The sequence below is a fragment of the Phenylobacterium sp. genome, assembly GCF_037189685.1.
In the GTDB taxonomy this organism is placed as follows: domain Bacteria; phylum Pseudomonadota; class Alphaproteobacteria; order Caulobacterales; family Caulobacteraceae; genus Phenylobacterium.
Genome location: NZ_JBBCIT010000001.1, coordinates 1 through 19023, shown reverse-complemented (window position 1 = coordinate 19023; position 19023 = coordinate 1). Strand labels below are relative to the sequence as shown.

The 19023-nt window shown below is 70.4% G+C and carries 21 protein-coding genes; 7 read left to right on the top strand and 14 right to left on the bottom strand.

Features of this window, described 5'->3' with window-relative positions; all coding sequences use genetic code 11:
* The first annotated feature begins 77 nt into the window (after window positions 1–77).
* The gene (trxA, locus tag WG212_RS00105) at window positions 78–407 is read left to right on the top strand and encodes a thioredoxin (protein ID WP_337185028.1); all 330 of its coding nucleotides are present in this window, start codon (window positions 78–80) and stop codon (window positions 405–407) included.
* A 181-nt stretch (window positions 408–588) separates the two neighbouring features.
* Here trxA and WG212_RS00100 read toward each other — a convergent pair whose 3' ends face one another.
* The 10 genes from WG212_RS00100 to ykgO all read right to left on the bottom strand — a co-directional run bounded on the left by WG212_RS00100 (window position 589) and on the right by ykgO (window position 7812).
* Window positions 589–792, bottom strand: coding sequence for a hypothetical protein (locus WG212_RS00100; RefSeq protein ID WP_337185027.1), 204 nt, complete (start codon window positions 790–792; stop codon window positions 589–591).
* A 7-nt stretch (window positions 793–799) separates the two neighbouring features.
* Complete coding sequence (locus WG212_RS00095; RefSeq protein WP_337185026.1) at window positions 800–2161, bottom strand: folylpolyglutamate synthase/dihydrofolate synthase family protein; 1362 nt, start codon at window positions 2159–2161, stop codon at window positions 800–802.
* Complete coding sequence (accD, locus tag WG212_RS00090) at window positions 2136–3050, bottom strand: acetyl-CoA carboxylase, carboxyltransferase subunit beta (protein ID WP_337185025.1); 915 nt, start codon at window positions 3048–3050, stop codon at window positions 2136–2138. The genes WG212_RS00095 and accD overlap by 26 nt, the downstream gene beginning before the upstream one ends.
* Before the next feature lie 15 nt (window positions 3051–3065).
* A complete protein-coding gene (trpA, locus tag WG212_RS00085) occupies window positions 3066–3893 on the bottom strand; it encodes a tryptophan synthase subunit alpha (protein ID WP_337185024.1) in 828 nt (275 codons plus the stop codon).
* A 124-nt stretch (window positions 3894–4017) separates the two neighbouring features.
* Entirely contained in the window at window positions 4018–5244 is a 1227-nt protein-coding gene (gene trpB, locus WG212_RS00080) for a tryptophan synthase subunit beta (RefSeq protein ID WP_337185023.1), read from the bottom strand.
* Between the two features lie 19 nt (window positions 5245–5263).
* Window positions 5264–5908 (bottom strand): phosphoribosylanthranilate isomerase, encoded by a 645-nt coding sequence (locus WG212_RS00075; protein WP_337185022.1) that lies wholly within the window; start codon window positions 5906–5908, stop codon window positions 5264–5266.
* 59 nt (window positions 5909–5967) lie between these two features.
* The gene (gene mscL / locus WG212_RS00070) at window positions 5968–6381 is read right to left on the bottom strand and encodes a large-conductance mechanosensitive channel protein MscL (protein WP_337185021.1); all 414 of its coding nucleotides are present in this window, start codon (window positions 6379–6381) and stop codon (window positions 5968–5970) included.
* Between the two features lie 45 nt (window positions 6382–6426).
* Complete coding sequence (locus tag WG212_RS00065; RefSeq protein WP_337185020.1) at window positions 6427–6717, bottom strand: integration host factor subunit beta; 291 nt, start codon at window positions 6715–6717, stop codon at window positions 6427–6429.
* Window positions 6718–7072: 355 nt separating this feature from the next.
* A complete protein-coding gene (locus WG212_RS00060) occupies window positions 7073–7678 on the bottom strand; it encodes an HAD family phosphatase (protein WP_337185019.1) in 606 nt (201 codons plus the stop codon).
* Window positions 7679–7686: 8 nt separating this feature from the next.
* Window positions 7687–7812, bottom strand: a complete 126-nt coding sequence (gene ykgO, locus WG212_RS00055; protein WP_012523667.1) for a type B 50S ribosomal protein L36 — start codon at window positions 7810–7812, stop codon at window positions 7687–7689.
* Window positions 7813–7990: 178 nt separating this feature from the next.
* Between ykgO and WG212_RS00050 the strand changes: the two genes are divergently transcribed.
* The gene (locus WG212_RS00050; protein WP_337185018.1) at window positions 7991–9280 is read left to right on the top strand and encodes a lytic murein transglycosylase; all 1290 of its coding nucleotides are present in this window, start codon (window positions 7991–7993) and stop codon (window positions 9278–9280) included.
* A gap of 43 nt (window positions 9281–9323) precedes the next feature.
* Here the strand turns inward: WG212_RS00050 and WG212_RS00045 are convergent, their stop codons facing one another.
* Window positions 9324–10022, bottom strand: a complete 699-nt coding sequence (locus WG212_RS00045; RefSeq protein WP_337185017.1) for a hypothetical protein — start codon at window positions 10020–10022, stop codon at window positions 9324–9326.
* 140 nt (window positions 10023–10162) lie between these two features.
* Between WG212_RS00045 and WG212_RS00040 the strand changes: the two genes are divergently transcribed.
* Together WG212_RS00040 and rarD are read left to right on the top strand one after the other, a co-directional pair.
* On the top strand, window positions 10163–11194 hold the full coding sequence (locus WG212_RS00040) for an aspartate-semialdehyde dehydrogenase (protein WP_337185016.1): 1032 nt from the start codon (window positions 10163–10165) through the stop codon (window positions 11192–11194).
* A gap of 74 nt (window positions 11195–11268) precedes the next feature.
* Window positions 11269–12159 carry an EamA family transporter RarD gene (rarD, locus tag WG212_RS00035; protein WP_337185015.1) on the top strand — a complete coding sequence of 297 codons (891 nt, stop codon included), beginning with the start codon at window positions 11269–11271 and terminating at the stop codon, window positions 12157–12159.
* A gap of 342 nt (window positions 12160–12501) precedes the next feature.
* On the opposite strand, the gene WG212_RS00030 is transcribed toward rarD, so the two are convergent.
* The 3 genes from WG212_RS00030 to ahcY form a co-directional block, all read right to left on the bottom strand.
* Window positions 12502–13629 carry a serine hydrolase domain-containing protein gene (locus WG212_RS00030; protein WP_337185014.1) on the bottom strand — a complete coding sequence of 376 codons (1128 nt, stop codon included), beginning with the start codon at window positions 13627–13629 and terminating at the stop codon, window positions 12502–12504.
* On the bottom strand, window positions 13626–14471 hold the full coding sequence (locus WG212_RS00025; protein WP_337185013.1) for a PfkB family carbohydrate kinase: 846 nt from the start codon (window positions 14469–14471) through the stop codon (window positions 13626–13628). The genes WG212_RS00030 and WG212_RS00025 overlap by 4 nt, the downstream gene beginning before the upstream one ends.
* A gap of 136 nt (window positions 14472–14607) precedes the next feature.
* Window positions 14608–15999 (bottom strand): adenosylhomocysteinase, encoded by a 1392-nt coding sequence (gene ahcY / locus WG212_RS00020; RefSeq protein WP_337185012.1) that lies wholly within the window; start codon window positions 15997–15999, stop codon window positions 14608–14610.
* Between the two features lie 155 nt (window positions 16000–16154).
* On the opposite strand from ahcY, the gene bioB reads away from it, so the two are divergent.
* The 3 genes from bioB to WG212_RS00005 all read left to right on the top strand — a co-directional run bounded on the left by bioB (window position 16155) and on the right by WG212_RS00005 (window position 18972).
* On the top strand, window positions 16155–17177 hold the full coding sequence (gene bioB / locus WG212_RS00015) for a biotin synthase BioB (RefSeq protein ID WP_337185011.1): 1023 nt from the start codon (window positions 16155–16157) through the stop codon (window positions 17175–17177).
* Between the two features lie 110 nt (window positions 17178–17287).
* Window positions 17288–18214 carry an ABC transporter ATP-binding protein gene (locus WG212_RS00010; RefSeq protein WP_337185010.1) on the top strand — a complete coding sequence of 309 codons (927 nt, stop codon included), beginning with the start codon at window positions 17288–17290 and terminating at the stop codon, window positions 18212–18214.
* Window positions 18211–18972, top strand: coding sequence for an ABC transporter permease (locus WG212_RS00005; RefSeq protein WP_337185009.1), 762 nt, complete (start codon window positions 18211–18213; stop codon window positions 18970–18972). Before WG212_RS00010 ends, WG212_RS00005 begins: the two co-directional genes overlap by 4 nt.
* Window positions 18973–19023 lie beyond the last annotated feature (51 nt).

The window sequence follows — 19023 nt, the reverse complement described above, 5'->3', positions numbered from 1 at the left end:
TACATCCCGATGCGAATTGGGGCGAACCAACCGGCGCGGACAGACGTTGCCGTGAAGCCCTCGATAGGAGTCATCCCATGAGCACCGTGAAGGTCACCGACGACACCTTCCAGACCGACGTCCTGGACTCCGCGACGCCGGTCCTCGTCGATTTCTGGGCCGAATGGTGCGGCCCCTGCAAGCAGATCGCCCCCGCTCTGGAACAGCTCTCGGACGAGCTGGCCGGCAAGGTGACGATCGCCAAGCTCGACATCGAGCAGAGCCCCACCACCCCCTCGCGCTACGGCGTGCGCGGCATCCCGACCATGATGCTGTTCAAGGGCGGCCAGATGGCCTCGATGAAGGTCGGCGCCATGCCCAAGCAGAAGATCCTCGAGTGGCTGACCGAGGCCGGCGTCGCGGCGTAGTTCCTCCTGATGGGGAGGGCGTGCCCGCCTTGCGCCCCCTCCGTCTCGGCCCTTCAGGCCGATCCACCTCCCCCGCTTCGCGGGGGAGGAGGGATTATCCCGCTCCTCCCCCGAAGGGAACACTTCGGGGGAGGTGGCAGCGAAGCTGACGGAGGGGGCGCGAGGAGGGGGTGCTCTCCCATCAAGAAGAGGGAGGGCCCCGGCGGCGACGCACCATGAGGTTCACGATCCGGCTGGCGAGCAGCCAGCCGGCGAGCCAGCCGAACATCACGTACGGCCCTCGCCCATAGAAATGGATCAGGACGGCCAGCACCACCAGCGCGACCGCCAGGGTCACGAGCCAGGGGATCGGCAGCGCCAGGCGCCAGGTGCGTCTTCCGAACATCAGTCGCTCATGTAGGCCACGTCTCGGGGCTCATGGCCAGCACCTCGCCCGCGAAGTGCAGGCCCCCGCAGACCAGCACATGGGGCGCCGGCCCGTCGCTCTCCAGTGCGCGCGATACGGCGTCCTCGACGTTGGCCGCGGTCTCGGCGTCGAGACCCACGGCGGCGGCGGCGGCGGCGAGGTCCTCGGCCGGGGCGGCGATGGGCGAGTCGAAGCCCGTGCAGATCACCCGCGGCCGCATCTCGGCGAACGGGCGGAAGAAGCCCTCGGCGTCCTTGCGTGCGAACATGCCCGCGACCAGCACCAGCGGCCGCGGATCGCGGTCGACGATCCGGCTCGCGGCCTCGGCCAGCGCGCGGCCGGCATGCGGGTTGTGGCCGCCGTCCAGCCAGAGGTCGGAGCCGCGCGCGCGGGCGAGGTCGGCCAGCGGGCCGGCGCTCAGCCGCTGCATCCGCGCCGGCCACACGGCGGAGGACACGCCGCCTCCGACCACCTCGTCCGGCAGCGCATGGTCGAACGTCAGGGCCGCCGCCGCTGCGAGGCCCGCGTTGGCGAACTGGTAGCCGCCGAACAGGCTGGGCGGGGGCAGGTCGAGCAGGCGGTCGGGCATCTGCACCAGGAGGCGGCCCCGCTCTTCCCAGGCGTCGAAGTCGCGGCCCATCAGCAGCATGGGGGCCATGCGGTCGTCGGCCTCGCGCTCGATCATGTCCAGCGCCTCGTCGGGCTGGCGGGCGACCACCACGGGCCGGCCGCGCTTGATGACCCCGGCCTTCTCCCAGGCGATCTTGGACAGGCCCGGCCCCAGCATCTCCAGGTGGTCGTAGTCCACCGGCGTGATGACGCTGACCGCCGGCGTCTCGAAGACGTTGGTGGCGTCGAAGCGCCCGCCCAGGCCCACTTCCACGACGCAGAGGTCGGCCGGCGTTTCGGCGAAGGCCAGGAAGGCCAGGACCGTGGTGATCTCGAAGAAGCTGATCGGCTGGCCGTCGTTGGCCGCCTCGACTCGCTCGGTGAGGGCGGCGAGCTCGTCGTCGGTGATGAGCCGCCCGGCCAGCCGGATGCGCTCGGCGAAGCGCACGAGGTGCGGCGAGGTGAGGGCGTGGACCCGCAGGCCGGCCGCCTCGCCGATGGCCCGCAGGTAGGCGACGGTCGAGCCCTTGCCGTTGGTGCCGGCCACGTGGATCACGGGCGGCAGCTTCAGGTCGGGGCGGCCCAGCGCCGCCAGCAGCCGCTCGACCCGGCCGGTGGTCAGGTCGATCAGCGTGGGATGGTTGGCGCGCAGCCGCTGGATCACCGCATCCGAGGCGCGGATGGGATCGTGGCCCGGATCGGCGGCGGGAACGTCAGGCGGCGGGGGGAAGGCGCTCACGCCCCATCATAAGGGTCTTGAGGATCGAACCCAGCTTTTCCGGCAGCTCCGCGCGGCTCACCACCTGGTCCACCATGCCGTGCTCGACCAGGAACTCCGACCGCTGGAAGGTGGGCGGCAGGATCTCGCGGATCGTCTGTTCGATCACGCGGCGGCCCGAGAAGCCGATGGTGGCGTTGGGTTCCGCCAGATGGACGTCGCCCAGCATGGCGTACGACGCCGTCACCCCGCCGGTGGTGGGATCGGTCATCACCACCACGTAGGGGAGGCCCGCCGACTTCACCTCGTTCAGCGCCAGGGTCGTGCGGGCCATCTGCATCAGGCTGAGCGTGCCCTCCTGCATGCGCGCGCCGCCCGAGGCGGTGAAGATCACGAGGGGAACGCCGCGGGCCACGGCCTCTTGTGCGGCCTTCACGAAGGTCTCGCCCGCCGCCATGCCCAGCGAGCCGCCCATGAAGGCGAAGTCCTGCACGATCACCACGGCCGGCTGCCCACGGATCTCGCCGAACGCGATGGCCATGGAGTCCTGTTCGCCGGTGGCCTTGCGCGCGGCCTTCAGGCGGTCGGGATAGGGCTTGTCGTCCGGGAACTTCAGCGGGTCGTCGGGAACGACCGGCGTGGTGATCCGCTCGAATCGGCCGCCGTCGAAGGTGAACTGCAGGCGCAGCTTCGCGCCGATACGCATGTGCGCGCCCGACGGCGTGACCCACAGCGCGGCCTCGAGGTCGGGCCGATACAGCATCTCGCCCGTGTCCGGGCACTTCACCCAAAGGTTCTCGGGCGTGTCGCGCTTGCCGGGATTGCGGACGCCGGGGGCGATACGGGACAGCCAGCCCCGCTTCTTCTCGGCCGGCGGCCGTGCGGACTTGTCGTTCTTCTGGTCAGCCATCGCCTTCCAAACCGTTCAGGCCGGGACCCGGCGCGCGGCGCGGACAGCCTTAGCCAGGGCCTCGGCCTTTGTAAGCACCCGCCCGGTAACGTCTTCGTTGGCGTCGAGGCCGGCGGCCACCTCGTCGACCAGGGCCGAGCCTACCACCACGGCGTCGGCCACGCGGGCCACGGCGGCGGCGCGCTCGGGGGTCTTGATCCCGAAGCCCACGGCCACGGGCAGGCCCGACGCCTTGCGGACGCGCTCGACGTGCGGCGCCACGGCGGCCGCGTCGGCCTCCTTCACACCGGTCACGCCGGCGACCGAGACATAGTAGACGAAGCCCGAGGTCCGCGAGACGACGACCGGCAGGCGCCTGTCGTCGGACGTCGGCGTCGCCAGGCGGATCAGCGCCACCTCGTGGGCGTCCAGGGCGTCGGCGAGGCCGTCGGCCTCCTCGGGCGGGCAGTCCACGACGATGACCCCGTCGACGCCGGCGGCGGCGGCGTCGCGCGCGAACGCCTCATAGCCCCACGTCACGAGGGGATTGGTGTAGCCCATCAGGATGACCGGAGTGTCCCGGTCCTCCTGGCGGAACGCGGCGATGGCGGCCAGCGTCCCCCTCAGCGTCATGCCCTTGCGGAGCGCGCGCTGGGCGGCGCGCTGGATGGGCGGCCCCTCGGCCATCGGGTCCGAGAACGGGAAGCCCACCTCGATCAGGTCGGCCCCGGCGGCGGGGAGGCCCTTCAGGATCGCCAGAGCCGTCTCGGCGTCGGGATCGCCCGCCATCACATATGACACGAAGCCGGCGCGGCCTTCGGCCTTCAGGGCGGCGAAGCGCGCGTCGATGCGGGCCTTGGTCACCGCTTCTCCTCCTGAACGGGTCCCGTCGGCATGTCGATCTTCACCGTCACGCGAGCCATCGCCATTATCGACATGCCGACGACAATTCCGCAGACAAAGGCAATGGCGACATTGCGGGAGACCTTCAAATCTGCATGCCGAGATGATTGGCCACGGTGGCGACGTCCTTGTCGCCCCGCCCCGACAGGTTCAGCACCACGACGCCGCCCTTGCCGACGTCCTTCGCGATATCGCCGACACGGGCCAGCGCGTGTGCGCTCTCGATGGCCGGCAGGATGCCCTCCAGCTCGGCGGTGAGCTTGAAGGCGTCGAGCGACTCCAGGTCGGTGGCGGTCACATAGGTCGCCCGGCCCACGTCGTGGAGCCAGGAATGCTCGGGGCCGATGCCGGGATAGTCGAGGCCGGCCGAGATGGAGTGCGCCTCCTCGATCTGGCCCTCGGCGTCCTGGAGCAGATAGGTCATGTTGCCGTGCAGGACGCCGGGCCGCCCGCCGTTGATCGCGGCGGCGTGCCGGCCGGTCTCCATGCCCTCACCCGCCGCCTCGACCCCGATCAGCTTCACGCCGTCGTCGTTCAGGAACGGATGGAAGATGCCGATGGCGTTCGAGCCGCCCCCCACGCAGGCGACCACGGCGTCGGGCAGCCGGCCCTCGGCCTCGAGCACCTGCTGGCGCGCCTCCTGTCCGATCACCGACTGGAAGTCGCGCACCATCTCGGGATAGGGGTGCATCCCCGCGGCGGTGCCGATCAGGTAGTAGGTGTCGTGGACGTTGGTGACCCAGTCGCGCAGCGCCTCGTTCATGGCGTCCTTGAGCGTGGCCGAGCCGGCCGTCACCGCCTCGACCCGCGCGCCCAGCAGGTTCATGCGAAAGACGTTGGGCTTCTGCCGCTCGACATCGACGGCGCCCATGTAGACCACGCAGGGCAGGCCGAAGCGGGCGCAGACGGTGGCCGTGGCCACGCCGTGCTGGCCGGCGCCGGTCTCGGCGATGATGCGCGTCTTGCCCATCCGCATGGCCAGCAGGATCTGGCCCATGCAGTTGTTGATCTTGTGCGAGCCGGTGTGGTTCAGCTCCTCGCGCTTCAGGTAGATCTTCGCCCCGCCGAAGTGCTCGGTCAGGCGGCTCGCGAAATAGAGCGGGCTGGGCCGGCCCACGTAGTGCCGCATGTAGTCCGAAAGCTCGGCCTGGAACGCCGGGTCCGCCTTGGCCGCGCGATAGGCCGCGTCCAGGTCGTGGACCAGGGGCATCAGCGTCTCGGGCACGTAGCGCCCGCCGTAGTCACCGAAACGCCCGTCGGCATCGGGATAGGCGGCGTAGTCGTTCGGACGGGATGAAGCGGAGGCGTTCATGGGGGAAACGGGTCGGATCTCAGGCGCGCCGGACAGCGTCCAGGAACGCCGTGATCAAGGCCGGGTCCTTTAAGCCGGGACCGCGTTCCACGCCAGAGGAAACGTCCGCCAGCGGGGCGCCCGAGGCGGCCACGGCGTCCCCGACGTTCCAGGGATCGAGCCCGCCGGCCAGGAACCAGGGCCGCTGGAAGCGGCGGCCCTGGAGCAGGGTCCAGTCGAAGGCGACGCCCAGCCCGCCGGGCCGCTCGGCGTCCTTCGGGGGCTTGGTCTCGAACATCAGGTGCTCGACCACGGGCTCATAGGCGCGGGCGGCGTCGATGTCGGCGGCTTCCGAGACCGGGACCACCTTGATGATCCCGCGGCCGGACCGGACCGCGATCTCGCGCGCCCGGGCCGGGGACTCCTTGCCGTGGAGCTGGATCAGGTCGGGGGAGAGGCCGGCCACGAGGCCGTCCACGTCGCTGTCGGAGGGGTCGACCACCACGGCCACGATCTTCACGCCACGGGCGCGGGCCGGCGGCGCGAGCCGGGCCGCCGCCTCGGCGGGGATGTTGCGCGGGCTCTTGGGGAAGAACATGAAGCCCAGGTACGCGGCGCCGCCGTCGACGACGGCGCGCACGGCCTCGGGCGTGGAGACGCCGCAGATCTTGGCCTTGGCGGACATGGCCGGGGATTAGGCGACGCCCCGGCCCCGGCGCAAGGCTTGCGGGCCGGGCTTGCGCGCTATTTCGCCTTCAGCAGGTCGCGGATCTCGGTCAGCAGGACCTCCTGGGGCGGCGGCGCGGGCGCCTCGTCGGCCGGCGGCGCGGGCTCGCGGCGGATGGCGTTGACCGCCTTCACCAGCATGAAGACCGCCCAGGCGACGATGATGAACTTGATGCCGGCGTTGATGAAGGCGCCGTACTGGATCGCCACCAGCTCGTTGATGTCCGCCGTGGCCGGATCGTCGGGCTTGAGCACCCATTGCAGCCGCGAGAAATCGACGCCCGAGGTCAGGAGGCCGATCGGCGGCATGATCACCTGGTCGACGAAAACCTTGACGATGTCGTTGAACGCCGCGCCGATGATCACGCCGACGGCCAGATCGATGACGTTGCCGCGCGCGATGAATTCGCGGAATTCCGAGAAGACGCCCATGAAACCCTCCTGGTCAGAGGGCCGGAATCGTCAGCCCTCGCCGTCCTAACCCTCGTCGTCGGCGTTCAGCCGCTCGCGCAGCTCCTTGCCGCTCTTGAAGAAGGGGACGTGTTTGGCCCGCACGTCAACCGGCTCGCCCGTCCGGGGGTTGCGACCGGCGCGCGCGTCGCGCGAGCGCACCGACAGGGCGCCGAATCCCCGCAGCTCGACCCGCCCGCCGCTCTCCAGCGCTTCGATCATGCGCTCCAGGACCACGCCCACCACGCGCTCGATGTCGCGCTGGGTAAGGTGCGGATTCTCTTCGGCAAGTTTCGCGATCAGTTCGGACTTGATCATGACGCCCCTCGAACCGGCGCGACCATGGGGGATGCCGGGACGCGGATCAAGGCGCAAAAAGGGTTTCCGAAGCCCTACGGCCAAGCTTCGCGCGGAAGCACGGCGTCACGGCCTCCGCGTGGCCGAAACGGGAGGCGCCGAGGGCATGGGGACGTGCGCGGCCCCCGCAGGCGGGAGGGGTGTCTCCCTTCCGGCGCTGCGCGCCACCCGCGATCGCCCTGCCACCTCAGAAACGGACGTAGGCTCGGTCCCTCACGCGACTTTCTTCCACGTCTTCGCGGTTCGCCCGGCGGGGCGCAGGGGCGGCGCGTGCCTGGCGATGCGTGCCTGGCGGTGCGTCTCTGGGGCGGCGGCGTCAGAGCAGGCCGCGGGCTTCCAGGGCGGGGCGCAGGGCGGCGGGGTCGGTGAAGTGGAGGGTGTCGAAGCCCAGGGACCGGGCCGCCTCGATGTTGCGCGCGCTGTCGTCCACGAACAGGAAGTCGCCGGGCGCGAGGCCGAAGCGGTCGCAGCACAGGCGGTAGATCGCCGGGTCGGGCTTCATCACCCGTTCCAGGCCCGAGGCCACATAGCCGTCCAGCCGCGCGAAGGCCGGGCTCATGGCCAGGGTGGAGTCCAGGGTCTCGTGGCTGATGTTGGACAGGCCGTACTGCGGCACGCCCCGGGCATGCAGGGCCTGGATCGCCGCCTCGGTCTCGGCGATGGCGCCCGAGAACATCTCGTCCCAGCGCTCATGCCAGGCGCGGATCTCGGCCTCGTGTTCGGGATGGAGCGCGATGCGGGCGGCGATGTTATCGGCGAAGGTCACGCCGCAGTCCGTGGCCGCGTGCCAGACCAGGGGGCAGACATGCGAAAGGAACCGGTCGCAGTCGGCCGGTTCCGGGAAGATCTTCTCGTAGAGCGTGCGCGGGTTCCAGCGCACGATGACGTTGCCGAAGTCCCAGAGGAGGGCCCTCGGCGCCACGCGCCGGCTCAGCCCTGCTTGGCCTTGAAGCGCGGGTCGGTCTTGTTGATCACGTAGACCCGGCCCTTGCGGCGCACGAGCTTGCAGTCGCGGTGACGCGTCTTGAGCGACTTGAGCGAGCTTCTGACCTTCATGACCGTATCTTCAAGCGGGCCGGAGACCGGCCGGGGTGGCGAACAAGAGCGGGCGCATATACGGGCGGGCTCCCGACAAGTCAACCACGGCCCTGCCGGTCGTGGAGCGCCGAGGGCGAGCGCCGCGGAGGGGCTGGGGGGATTGGGCCGGAGCCCGACGCACCCTAGATTCCGTCGGATGCGCACTCGTCTTCCGCTTCTCCTCCTCCTGGCCGGCTGCGCCACCCCGGCCGCGCCCGTCGCCTCGGCCCCCAGCCCGGCGCCCGCCGCCGCAGACGCCGCCCGCCCGGCGCAGGCCTCGGTGGCGCCCCCGACGGCGTCCGGCGACATGATCTTCGACGCCTGGGCCTCGGACTTCCAGGGCCGCGCCCTGGCCGTCGGCATCGACCCCACCGTCTTCCGGCGCGAGATGGCGGGCCTGACGCCTGATCCGCGCATCGCGGCGCTGGATTCGCGCCAGCCCGAGTTCTCCAAGCCCATCGGCGACTATCTGAAGGGCGTGGTCACCGCCGATCGCGTGACCATCGGCCAGCGGCGCCGCGCCGACGTAGCGGAATTCGGCGCCATCGAGAGCCGCTACGGCGTGCCGCGCGACATCCTGATCGGCATCTGGGCGCTGGAGAGCGGCTACGGGTCGATCCAGGGCGACAACGACGTGCTGCGCTCGCTGGCCACCCTGGCCGCGCAGGGCCGCCGCCGCGCCTGGGCCGAGGGCGAGATCGTCGCCACGCTCAGGATCATCCAGTCGGGCGAGCACCCGCGGTCGCGGCTCAAGGGCTCGTGGGCCGGGGCGATGGGGCAGACCCAGTTCATCCCCTCCACCTACCTCGCGACCGCCGTGGACCAGGACGGCGACGGGCGGCGCGACATCTGGGGTTCGCGCGCCGACGCGCTGGCCTCGGCCGCCAACCTGCTGGCCAAAGCGGGCTGGACGCGCGGCCAGGGCTGGGCGCGCGAAGTCACGGTTCCGGCGGGCTTCGACTTCAGCCTGACCGAAGGGCCGCGCGAGACGCCGGCCTGGTGGGCCGACAAGGGCGTGCGGCCGGCCGACGGGCGGCCGTGGCCGGCGGCGGACCAGTCGGCCAAGGCCCAGCTCGTGGCGCCGGCGGGCGCCGGGGGGCCGCTGTTCCTGCTGCTGCCGAACCACTTCGTCCTGCGCCAGTACAACAACAGCCTGGCCTATTCCCTGGGCGTGGGCCTGCTGGCCGACCGCCTCGGCGGCGGACCAGGGGTCGTGCGGCCCTGGCCGGCGGAGACGCCGCTCAGCCTCGTGGACCGCATGACGGCCCAGCGGGCGCTGGCGGCCCTGGGCTTCGATCCGGGCGCGCCGGACGGGGTGGTCGGCATGGGCACCCGCCGGGCGCTGCGCGACTGGCAGAAGGCCCGCGGCCTGACCGCCGACGGCTACCTCTCCGGCGACATGGTGCGGCGCCTGCGCGACGAGGCCGCCGCGAAGCCGGCGCGCTGAGCGCCGGTTCTCCCGGTTCTCCAGGCCTCTGGGGCTCCGGACTTCAGGCGTCCGGCGCGATCGCCGCCGCCAGCTCCAGGAGCCGTGCGGCCACCCGGTCGGGATGGGTGATCATCGCCAGATGGTGCAGCCGCTCGCGCCGCACGGGCCAGCCCAGGGCCTCGGCCCGCGCCGCCGTGTCGTCGTAGGCCCGGCTGAGCTGGAGGTAGGCCCTGGGCAGGGCCTCCCACTCCGAAGCTTCGGGCGCGGGCGCCTCCAGGAAGGCGAAGGGCGTGCGCGGCAGGTCCGCGACGAACGCCGCCCGCGCGGCCGGGTCGGGGATGAGCCGCGCGCTCGGGTCGGCGTCGAACCACTCGTTCCAGGGCCGCAGGCGGCCGGCCTCGGTGCGTTCGCGCAGGCGGTGGGCCAGTTCGGGCGGGGCGTTGTCGATCACGCTGACGCCGGGATGGGGCAGGATGGCGTCGGCGAAGATCAGGCCGGCGAGGTCGGGTGACTGCCGGGCCAGGGCGGGGGCGAAGCCGCCGGCGCCGCTGTGCAGGACGGCGATCCAGGGCGCGTCGCCGGCCCGGCTCGTGGCCCGGTTGGTGGCCTGGACCGCGACCCGCCGCGCCACGCCTTCGTACCAGTCCGGCGACTGGACGCCGCCGTAGTCGGCCGCCGCGGCGTCGGGCAACCGTTCGGCCGTGGCCCGCCATCCCGACGGGCCGGTGAAGGGACTGGGGATCAGGATCAGCCGGGCCACGGATCGTCCTTCTCGCTCGGGGTGGACGGCCAGAGGGCCTGAGGCGGCCGTCAGGATCGCTTCGGTTGCCTTGCCCCGCCGCAGGGCGTAACGGGACGCTCCTTCAGAGTCCCAGCCTTCAGAGTTTCAGGAGACGACCTATGGGTTATCGGGTCGCCGTCGTCGGCGCCACGGGCAACGTGGGCCGCGAGATGCTGAACATCCTCGAGGAAGTGAACTTCCCCGTGGAGAAGATCCACGCGATCGCCTCGCGCAGGTCCATCGGCGTCGAGGTCTCGTTCGGCGAGCAGATCCTCAAGTGCGAGGATGTCGAGCAGTTCGACTTCTCGAAGGTCGACGTCGTCCTGATGAGCGTCTCGGGCGCGTTCTCGAAGGAATGGTCGCCCAGGATCGGGGCCGCCGGTCCCATCGTGATCGACAACTCGTCGGCCTGGCGGATGGACCCCGACGTGCCCCTGGTCGTGCCCGAGGTGAACCCGGACGACGTGAGCTGGGCGAACCGCAAGAACATCATCGCCAACCCGAACTGCTCCACGGCCCAGCTGGTGGTGGCGCTGAAGCCCCTGCACGACCGCGCGAAGATCAAGCGCGTGGTGGTGGCGACCTACCAGTCGGTCTCGGGCGCCGGCAAGGAGGGCATGGACGAGCTGTGGGACCAGACCAAGGGCATCTTCGTCCTGGGTCCCAGCGAGCCCAAGAAGTTCCCCAAGCAGATCGCCTTCAACGTGATCCCGTTCATCGGCGCGTTCCTCCCCGACGGATACACCGACGAGGAAGCCAAGATGTGGAACGAGACCCACAAGATGATCGATCCCGAGATCAAGCTGACGGTCACCTGCGTCCGCGTGCCGGTGATGGTGGGCCACTCCGAGGCCGTGAACATCGAATTCGCCGAGCCCCTGGACGAGGACGAGGCGCGCGACATCCTGCGCGAGGCGCCCGGCCTGATCGTGGTCGATAAGCGCGAGCCCACCGGCTACGTGACGCCCAAGGAAGTCCAGGGCGAGTTCCCGGTCTACGTCAGCCGCATCCGCAACGACCCCACGGTCGAGAACGGGCTGTCGATGTGGGTGGTGGCCGACAACCTGCGCAAGGGCGCGGCCCTCAACGCCGTCCAGATCGCCCAGCTGCTGCACGAGCGCGGCCTGCTCCGCCAGACGGCCGCCGCCTGACATGAGCCCGCCGGACGTGTCGGGCGATTCCCGCGCCCGGCCATGACGTCGTCATGGCGGAAGGCGGATAGGAATTGACCTCCGAAGGCGGTCGGGCGCTGACGGCGGGCCTTTCCTGCTATCTCATCTGGGGCTTCGTGCCCCTGGTCTTCCAGGCCATCGCCGCCCTGGGCGTGAGCCCGTGGGAGATGCTGGCGCACCGGATCGTCTGGAGCATTCCCACGGCGGCGCTGTTCGTGCTGCTGGCGCGGCAGGGCGGCCAGGCGCTGGCGGTGCTGCGCCAGCCCCGCGTCCTGGGCTGGCTGCTGGTCTCGGCCCTGCTGATCGCCGGCAACTGGGTGGTCTTCATGTGGGCCGTGACGTCGGGCCGGATGCTGGAGACCAGCCTGGGCTACTACATCAACCCGCTGGTCAACATGGCCGCCGGGGCGCTGATCTTCCGCGAGCGCATCGACGGCCTGGGGCGCGCGGCGATCGGCCTGGCCCTCGCCGGGGTGGCCATCCAGGCCGCGGCGCTCGGGACCCTTCCGTGGGTGTCGCTGGTGCTGGCGTTCAGCTTCGGCGGCTACGGCGTGGTGCGCAAGCAGGTGGCGGCCGACGCCCAGACCGGGCTGCTGATCGAAACCGTGCTGGTGGGCGTGTTCGCCGCCGCCTACATCGCCTGGCTGTCGGGGCGGGGCGAGGGCCACTTCGGCGACCCGTGGCTCGCCGTGCTGCTGATCGCCTGCGGGCCGGTGACGGCGATCCCCCTGGTCCTCTTCTCGTGGGCCGCGCGCCGAATTCCGCTCTCGGTGATGGGCTTCCTGCAGTTCATCGCGCCCACGATCGGCTTCTTCATCGGCCTCGCCCAGGGCGAGCCGTTCACGCCCCTGCGGGCGCTGTCGTTCGCCTTCATCTGGGGCGGGGCGGCGGTGTTCATCTGGGGCGCCTGGCGCGGCGCGCGGCGCGTGGACGCCGCGGCCTGATCGCGCCCGACCGCGGATGTGACATGCGGAAACGCATAGCGGTCAGGCGAAATCGCTGATCTATGCAGCGCTTAGATGCTGGTAGACAGAGGGTGTCCACACGGACGGCCCCGCTCCCCCGGGGTTTCCACCCGAAGACCCACGAAAGGTGTGTCTCATGCTCTCTCGCATCCAACGCCAGTTCGACCGCCTGGTCCCCGGCTATCTCCTCAGCCTGGGCCTGATCGCGGCCTTCGCCACCGCGGGCCTCGGCGCCTGACGGACGGCCTCTTCCGTACGCGTCGGAGAAGGGCCCTGCGGGGCCCTTTTTCGTGGTTCGGCGGCCAGCTGGCGACGGCCCGGCTAAAGGGCGGCGTAGGCCGCCTCGATCAGCCGTTTGGGCCGCGTGTCGCCCATGAGGGCCGCGCCCTGGCGGTTCATCACATAGGCCCCGCCCAGGCGGCGCCCGGGATCGGCGAAGGCGCAGGCGCCGCCCCAGCCGGAGTGGCCGAAGGTCTGCGTCCCCGGCCCCCAGGGGAAGTTCGGCGCGTTGCGCATCACGCCTGCGCCCCAGCTCATCACGAACGGCAGCACCAGGTCCTGGCCGGCGATGCGTTCGCGGGCCATCTCGGCGATCAGGGCGGGCGACAGGATCTCGCCGCCGTCCAGCCAGCCGTCGGCGGCGAGGCCGCCCATCAGCTTCGCCAGCGCCTCGGCGGTGGCGTAGCCGTTGGTGGAGGGCACCTCCATCCGCCGGTAGTCGGCGCCCGCCTTGCCGGCGGCCGACGACCAGGGCGCCAGGAAGGCCGCGCGGGTGGCGTCGTTGATCTCGCCGAACTCGGGCAGGGCGCCCGGCCGCTGGAGTTCCGCGAGCCGGCCCTCGACGCCGTCGGGCAGGCCGATCCAGAGGTCGAGGCCGTAGGGTTCGCCGATGTCCTCTCGGAACGCTCGGCCGATGGTGCGCCCGTCCACGCGGCGGAAGATCTCGCCCACGATGTAGCCGACCGTCACCGGATGGTAGCCGCTGGCCGAGCCCGGCGGCCACATGGGCGGCATGGCGGCCAGCTTCGCGCAGATCGCGTCCCAGTCGGCCCAGAGCGCCGGGTCCATGGGCTCGGGGAAGCCCGGCAGGCCCGCCTGGTGCGAGATCGCCTGCCCGACCGTCACCCCGGCCTTGCCGGCCTGGCCGAACCCGGGCCAGACGTCGGCCACCGGCTGGTCGTAGTCGAGCCGCCCGGCGTCGGCCAGCCGGGCGATCATCAGCGCGGCGACGGCCTTGGTCACCGAGAAGACGGCCGTGAGCGTATCGGCGCCGAACGGCCGGCTGCGGGCGCGGTCGGCCCAGCCGCCCATCAGGTCCAGCACCACCTCGCCGTCCTCGACCAGGGTGAAGCGGGCGCCCAGTTCCTCTCCGGCCGCGAAGCTGGCGGCGAAGGCGTCCCTGACGGTGGCGAAGCGGGCCGGGGCGAAACCCGTGATCTCAGCGCTCATAGGCGCTCAATACGCACTTCCGCGGTGGGTTTCACGATCCGATCGGCCAGGGCGACGATGGGAAGCTCGGACGCCTTCCACGCCTTGGCGGCGGCCACCGCCTCGGCCGCCGCGCGGGCGGCGCGCTCGGCGGCCCGCGCGGGCGCCAGGCCCTCGATCAGGCCGGCGCCGAAGCTGGCGGTCACCAGGTCGCCCGTGCCGCTGGGCGCGGCGCCTTCGCGCCGGTGGGCGAACAGCACGGCCTCCTCGCCGTCCACCAGCAGGAGGCCGATCTCGTCCTCGCCGGCCGGGACCGAGGTGACCAGGGCGGGGCGACCCAGCGCGCGGGCCGCTCGCCGGGCCTCGGCGAGGGTCTCGATCTTCTGGTCGGCCAGGAAGCCCAGCTCCCAGAGGTTGGGCGTGATCCAGTCGGCCAGCCCGACCAGGCGGCTCTCCACCTGCTCGGCCACCTCGTACTTCACGTAGAGGCCCTTGGGCGCGTCGCCCAGGATGGGGTCCACGATGACCAGGGGCCGCGCGCCCGCGGCGGCGGCGTGGTCGGCGTCGCGCACCCGCTCGATCACCCCGGCGGCGATCTCGACCTGCTCGGGATCGGAGAAGTGGCCGGTGATGATCAGGTCGACCATGCCGAACAGGGCGTCGGCCTCGATGTCGCCCAGCATCCGCCGGAACACGTCGGGCGAGGTGACCTCGCCGCGCCCGCCCCGCGCCGGCGTGCGGCCGAACATCACCGTCGGCGCCAGGACCGGGTCGATGCGGTGCGCCGCCAGCACATATTGCTGCGCCGCCCCGCCGATGCGGGATGCGGCGACGAACGAGGAGAGGATCAGGGCGAGGGGCACGAAAATCGCCCCTAACGCAGCCCCTTGCGGTGAACCAGCGATATTCTACCAGAAATGGTGAATAACGCCCATTTAACCACCTATGGTAATCTCCCGCTAACCCTGCGCGCGCGGCGCGCAGGGATCGGGCCACGGGTCAGTACCGGTAGTGTTCGGGCTTGAACGGCCCCTCGACCGTCACGCCGATGTAGTCGGCCTGATCCTTGGAGAGGGTGGTCAGCCTGGCGCCCAGCTTCTCGAGGTGGAGCATGGCCACCTTCTCGTCGAGGTGCTTGGGCAGGGTGTAGACGCGCTTCTCGTACTTGGCGCCGTTCACCCACAGCTCGATCTGGGCCAGCGTCTGGTTGGTGAACGAGGCGCTCATCACGAACGAGGGGTGGCCCGTGGCGTTGCCCAGGTTCACCAGGCGGCCTTCGCTGAGGACGATGATCTTCTTGCCGTCCGGGAATTCCACGTGGTGGACCTGGGGCTTGATCTCGTCCCACTTGAAGTTGCGCAGGCCGGCGATCTGGATCTCGGAGTCGAAGTGGCCGATGTTGCAGACGATGGCGTTGTTCTTCATCCGCCGCATGTGGTCGACGGTGAGCACGTCCTTGTTGCCGGTCGCCGTACAGAAGATGTCGCCCTTGTCGGCGGCGTCTTCCATCGTGACGACCTCATAGCCTTCCATCGCCGCCTGCAGGGCGCAGATCGGGTCGACCTCGGTGACCATGACGCGGGCGCCGCCATTGCGCAGCGAGGCGGCCGAGCCCTTGCCCACGTCGCCGTAGCCCAGGACGACGGCCACCTTGCCGGCCAGCATGACGTCGGTGCCGCGGCGGATGGCGTCCACCAGGCTTTCGCGGCAGCCGTACAGGTTGTCGAACTTCGACTTCGTCACACTGTCGTTGACGTTGATGGCGGTGAAGGGAAGCTCGCCGCGCTCATGCATCTGGTAGAGGCGGTGGACGCCCGTCGTGGTCTCCTCCGACACGCCCCGGCAGGCGTCGCGGATGGCGGTGTAGAAGCCGGGCTTCTCCTTCAGGTACCGCTTCATCACCGCATAGAGGGCTTCCTCTTCCTCGTTCTGCGGGTTGTCGAGGACCGAGGGGTCCTTCTCGGCCTTGGGCCCCAGCACGCAGAGCAGGGTGGCGTCGCCGCCGTCGTCCAGGATCAGGTTCGGATAGCCGCCGTCATGCCATTCGAAGATCCTGTGGGCGTATTCCCAGTACTCGACCAGCGTCTCGCCCTTGATGGCGAAGACCGGCGTGCCCTTGGCCGCGATGGCGGCGGCGGCGTGGTCCTGGGTCGAGAAGATGTTGCAGGAGGCCCAGCGGACCTCGGCGCCCAGCGCCTGGAGCGTCTCGATCAGGACCGCGGTCTGGATCGTCATGTGCAGCGACCCGGCGATGCGGGCGCCCTTCAGCGGCTGGGCCTTGCCGTACTCGGCGCGCGTGGCCATCAGGCCCGGCATCTCGGTTTCGGCGATCTCGATTTCCTTGCGGCCCCAGTCGGCGAGCGACAGGTCCTTCACGACATAGTCGGTCATCTTCGATCCTGATCGGAATGTCAGCGTTGACGGCCCCTATAGCCGCGCGCCTGCGGGGGATCAACTTTCACATAAAGAATTCTTTATGCGACTTTCGTTGCCCACCGCAGCGTGACCGGTCTATCCGGGCCGTTCCTTCCGTGGAGTAAAGACCCATGAATGCGCCCCTGCGTCCCCTTGACCGGCGTCCTCTGGGCCCTATCGCCGACCCGGCCCAGCCCCGTTACGACTGGACGCTGGAGGAGATCGAGGCGCTGTTCGAGCTGCCGTTCACCGAACTGGTGTTCCGGGCCGCGGAGGTCCACCGGCGCTGGTTCGACCCGGCCGAGCTTCAGCTTTCCCAGCTCCTGTCGATCAAGACCGGCGGCTGCCCCGAGAACTGCGGCTATTGCAGCCAGTCCCAGCACTTCAAGACCGCCACCAAGGCCTCGAAGCTGATGGACGCCGACGCCGTGATCGCCCAGGCCGCCGAGGCCAAGGCCGGCGGCGCGCAGCGGTTCTGCATGGGCGCCGCCTGGCGCGACGTGAAGGACCGCGACCTGCCCAAGGTCGCCGCCATGATCTCGGGCGTGAAGGCCCTGGGTCTCGAGACCTGCGCCACCCTCGGCATGCTGACCCCCGACCAGGCCAAGGCGCTGAAGGCGGCCGGGCTCGACTACTACAACCACAACCTGGACACTGGCCCGGACTACTACGACCAGGTGGTCACCACCCGGACCTACCAGGATCGCCTCGACACCCTCGCCGCCGTGCGCGACGCGGGCATGAGCACCTGCTGTGGCGGCATCGTGGGCATGGGCGAGACCCGGCGCGACCGCGCGGGGCTGCTCCACCAGCTGGCCATCCTGCCCTCGCACCCCGAAAGCCTGCCGATCAACGACCTGATGCCCATTCCGGGCACGCCGCTGGGAAACTCCGAAGCGGTCGATCCGCTGGAGTTCGTGCGCATGATCGCGGTGGCGCGACTGGTCTGCCCCAAGTCGATGGTGCGCATCGCCGCCGGCCGCGAGCACATGTCGAAGGAGTTGCAGAGCCTCTGCTTCCTGGCCGGCGCCAATTCCATCTTCGTCGGCGCGCGCCTGCTCACCACCGACAACCCCGGCCGCAACGCCGACGACGCGCTGCTGGCCGACCTGAAGATGCGGCCGATGGGAGCCGCGCCGGCGCAACACTGCTGACAGAATCCGGCGCCGCGCCCGGCTAAGAGGCCGTCCGGGCGCGGACCCTGTCGGGATGGCTCTGGCCGCCGCGTCCTGAGACTCCTATCTGGAGCCTCCAGGGAGCGCACGTGCAGCCGATCATTTCCATCCAGGGCCTGACGAAGACCTACGCCGGCGGCTTCCAGGCCCTGAAGGGCGTGGACCTCGACATCCGCAGGGGCGAGATCTTCGCCCTGCTCGGCCCCAACGGGGCGGGCAAGACCACCCTGATCGGAATCGTCTGCGGCCTGGTCCGGATGACCGGCGGCAAGGTCACGGCCGACGGGCACGACATCCAGAAGGATTTCCGCGCCGCGCGCGGCAAGATCGGCCTGGTGCCCCAGGAGATTTCGACCGACGCGTTCGAGACCGTCTGGGCCACGGTGAAGTTCAGCCGCGGCCTTTTCGGCAAGCCGCCCGACGACGCGCACCTGGAGCGGGTGCTGAAATCGCTGAGCCTCTGGGACAAGCGGGGCGAGAAGATCATGGCGCTCTCGGGCGGCATGAAGCGGCGGGTGATGATCGCCAAGGCGCTGTCCCACGAGCCGGACATCCTGTTCCTCGACGAGCCGACCGCGGGCGTCGACGTCGAGCTGCGCCGCGACATGTGGGAGATGGTCCGCGGCCTGCGCGGGCAGGGCGTGACCATCATCCTGACCACCCACTACATCGAGGAGGCCGAGGAGATGGCCGACCGCATCGGCGTCATCTCGCACGGCGAGCTGATCCTGGTGGAGGAGAAGGCCGTCCTTATGCGCAAGCTGGGCAAGAAGCAGCTCACGATCCAGCTCCAGGCCCCGCTGGCCGGCGCGCCCGACATCCCCGGATTCCCGCTGGAGCTGGGAGCGGACGGGACCGAGCTGACGTACGCCTTCGACGTCCAGGCCGAGAGCACGGGGATCGCCGAGCTGATGAAGCGGTTGGCCGAGCGCGGGATCGACTTCAAGGATCTGCGCACCCACGAGTCGAGCCTCGAGGACATCTTCGTCAGCCTGGTCCGGGGAGGCCGCGCATGAACCTGCACGCCGTCCGGGCCATCTACCTCTTCGAGATGCACCGCTGGCTGCGCACCATCGTCCAGAGCGTGGCCGCGCCCGTCATCACCACCTCGCTCTACTTCATCGTCTTCGGGGCGGCGATCGGCAGCCGGATGCCGCAGATCGACGGGGTCAGCTACGGCGCCTTCATCGTGCCGGGCCTGCTCATGCTGTCGATCCTGACCGAGAGCATCTCGAACGGTTCGTTCGGAATCTACATGCCGAAGTTCTCGGGCACGATCTACGAGGTGCTCTCGGCGCCGGTCTCGGCCGCCGAGGTGGTGACGGGCTATGTGGGCGCGGCGGCCACCAAGTCGATGATCCTGGGCCTGATCATCCTGGCCACCGCACGCCTCTTCGTGCCGTTCGAGATCAACCATCCCCTCGTCATGCTGGCCTTCCTGGCGCTGACGTCGGTGACCTTCGCCCTGTTCGGCTTCCTGACCGGCATCTGGGCCGACGGGTGGGAGAAGCTGTCGATCATGCCGACCCTGGTGGTGACGCCGCTGGCCTTCCTGGGCGGCAGTTTCTACTCGATCGACATGCTGCCGGGCGTCTGGAAGACGATCGCCCTCTTCAACCCGGTGGTCTACCTGGTGAGCGGTTTCCGCTGGAGCTTCTACGGCACGTCGGACGTGGGGGTCGGGGTGAGCCTGGCCGCAACCCTGGGATTCCTGGCCCTCTGCCTGGCGGCGGTGACGGTGATCTTCCGGACCGGCTGGCGGCTGAAGACGTAGCGCCAGAATTGCTCCCCCTCCGGGGGAGCTGTCTGCCCCGGCCCCTCCGGG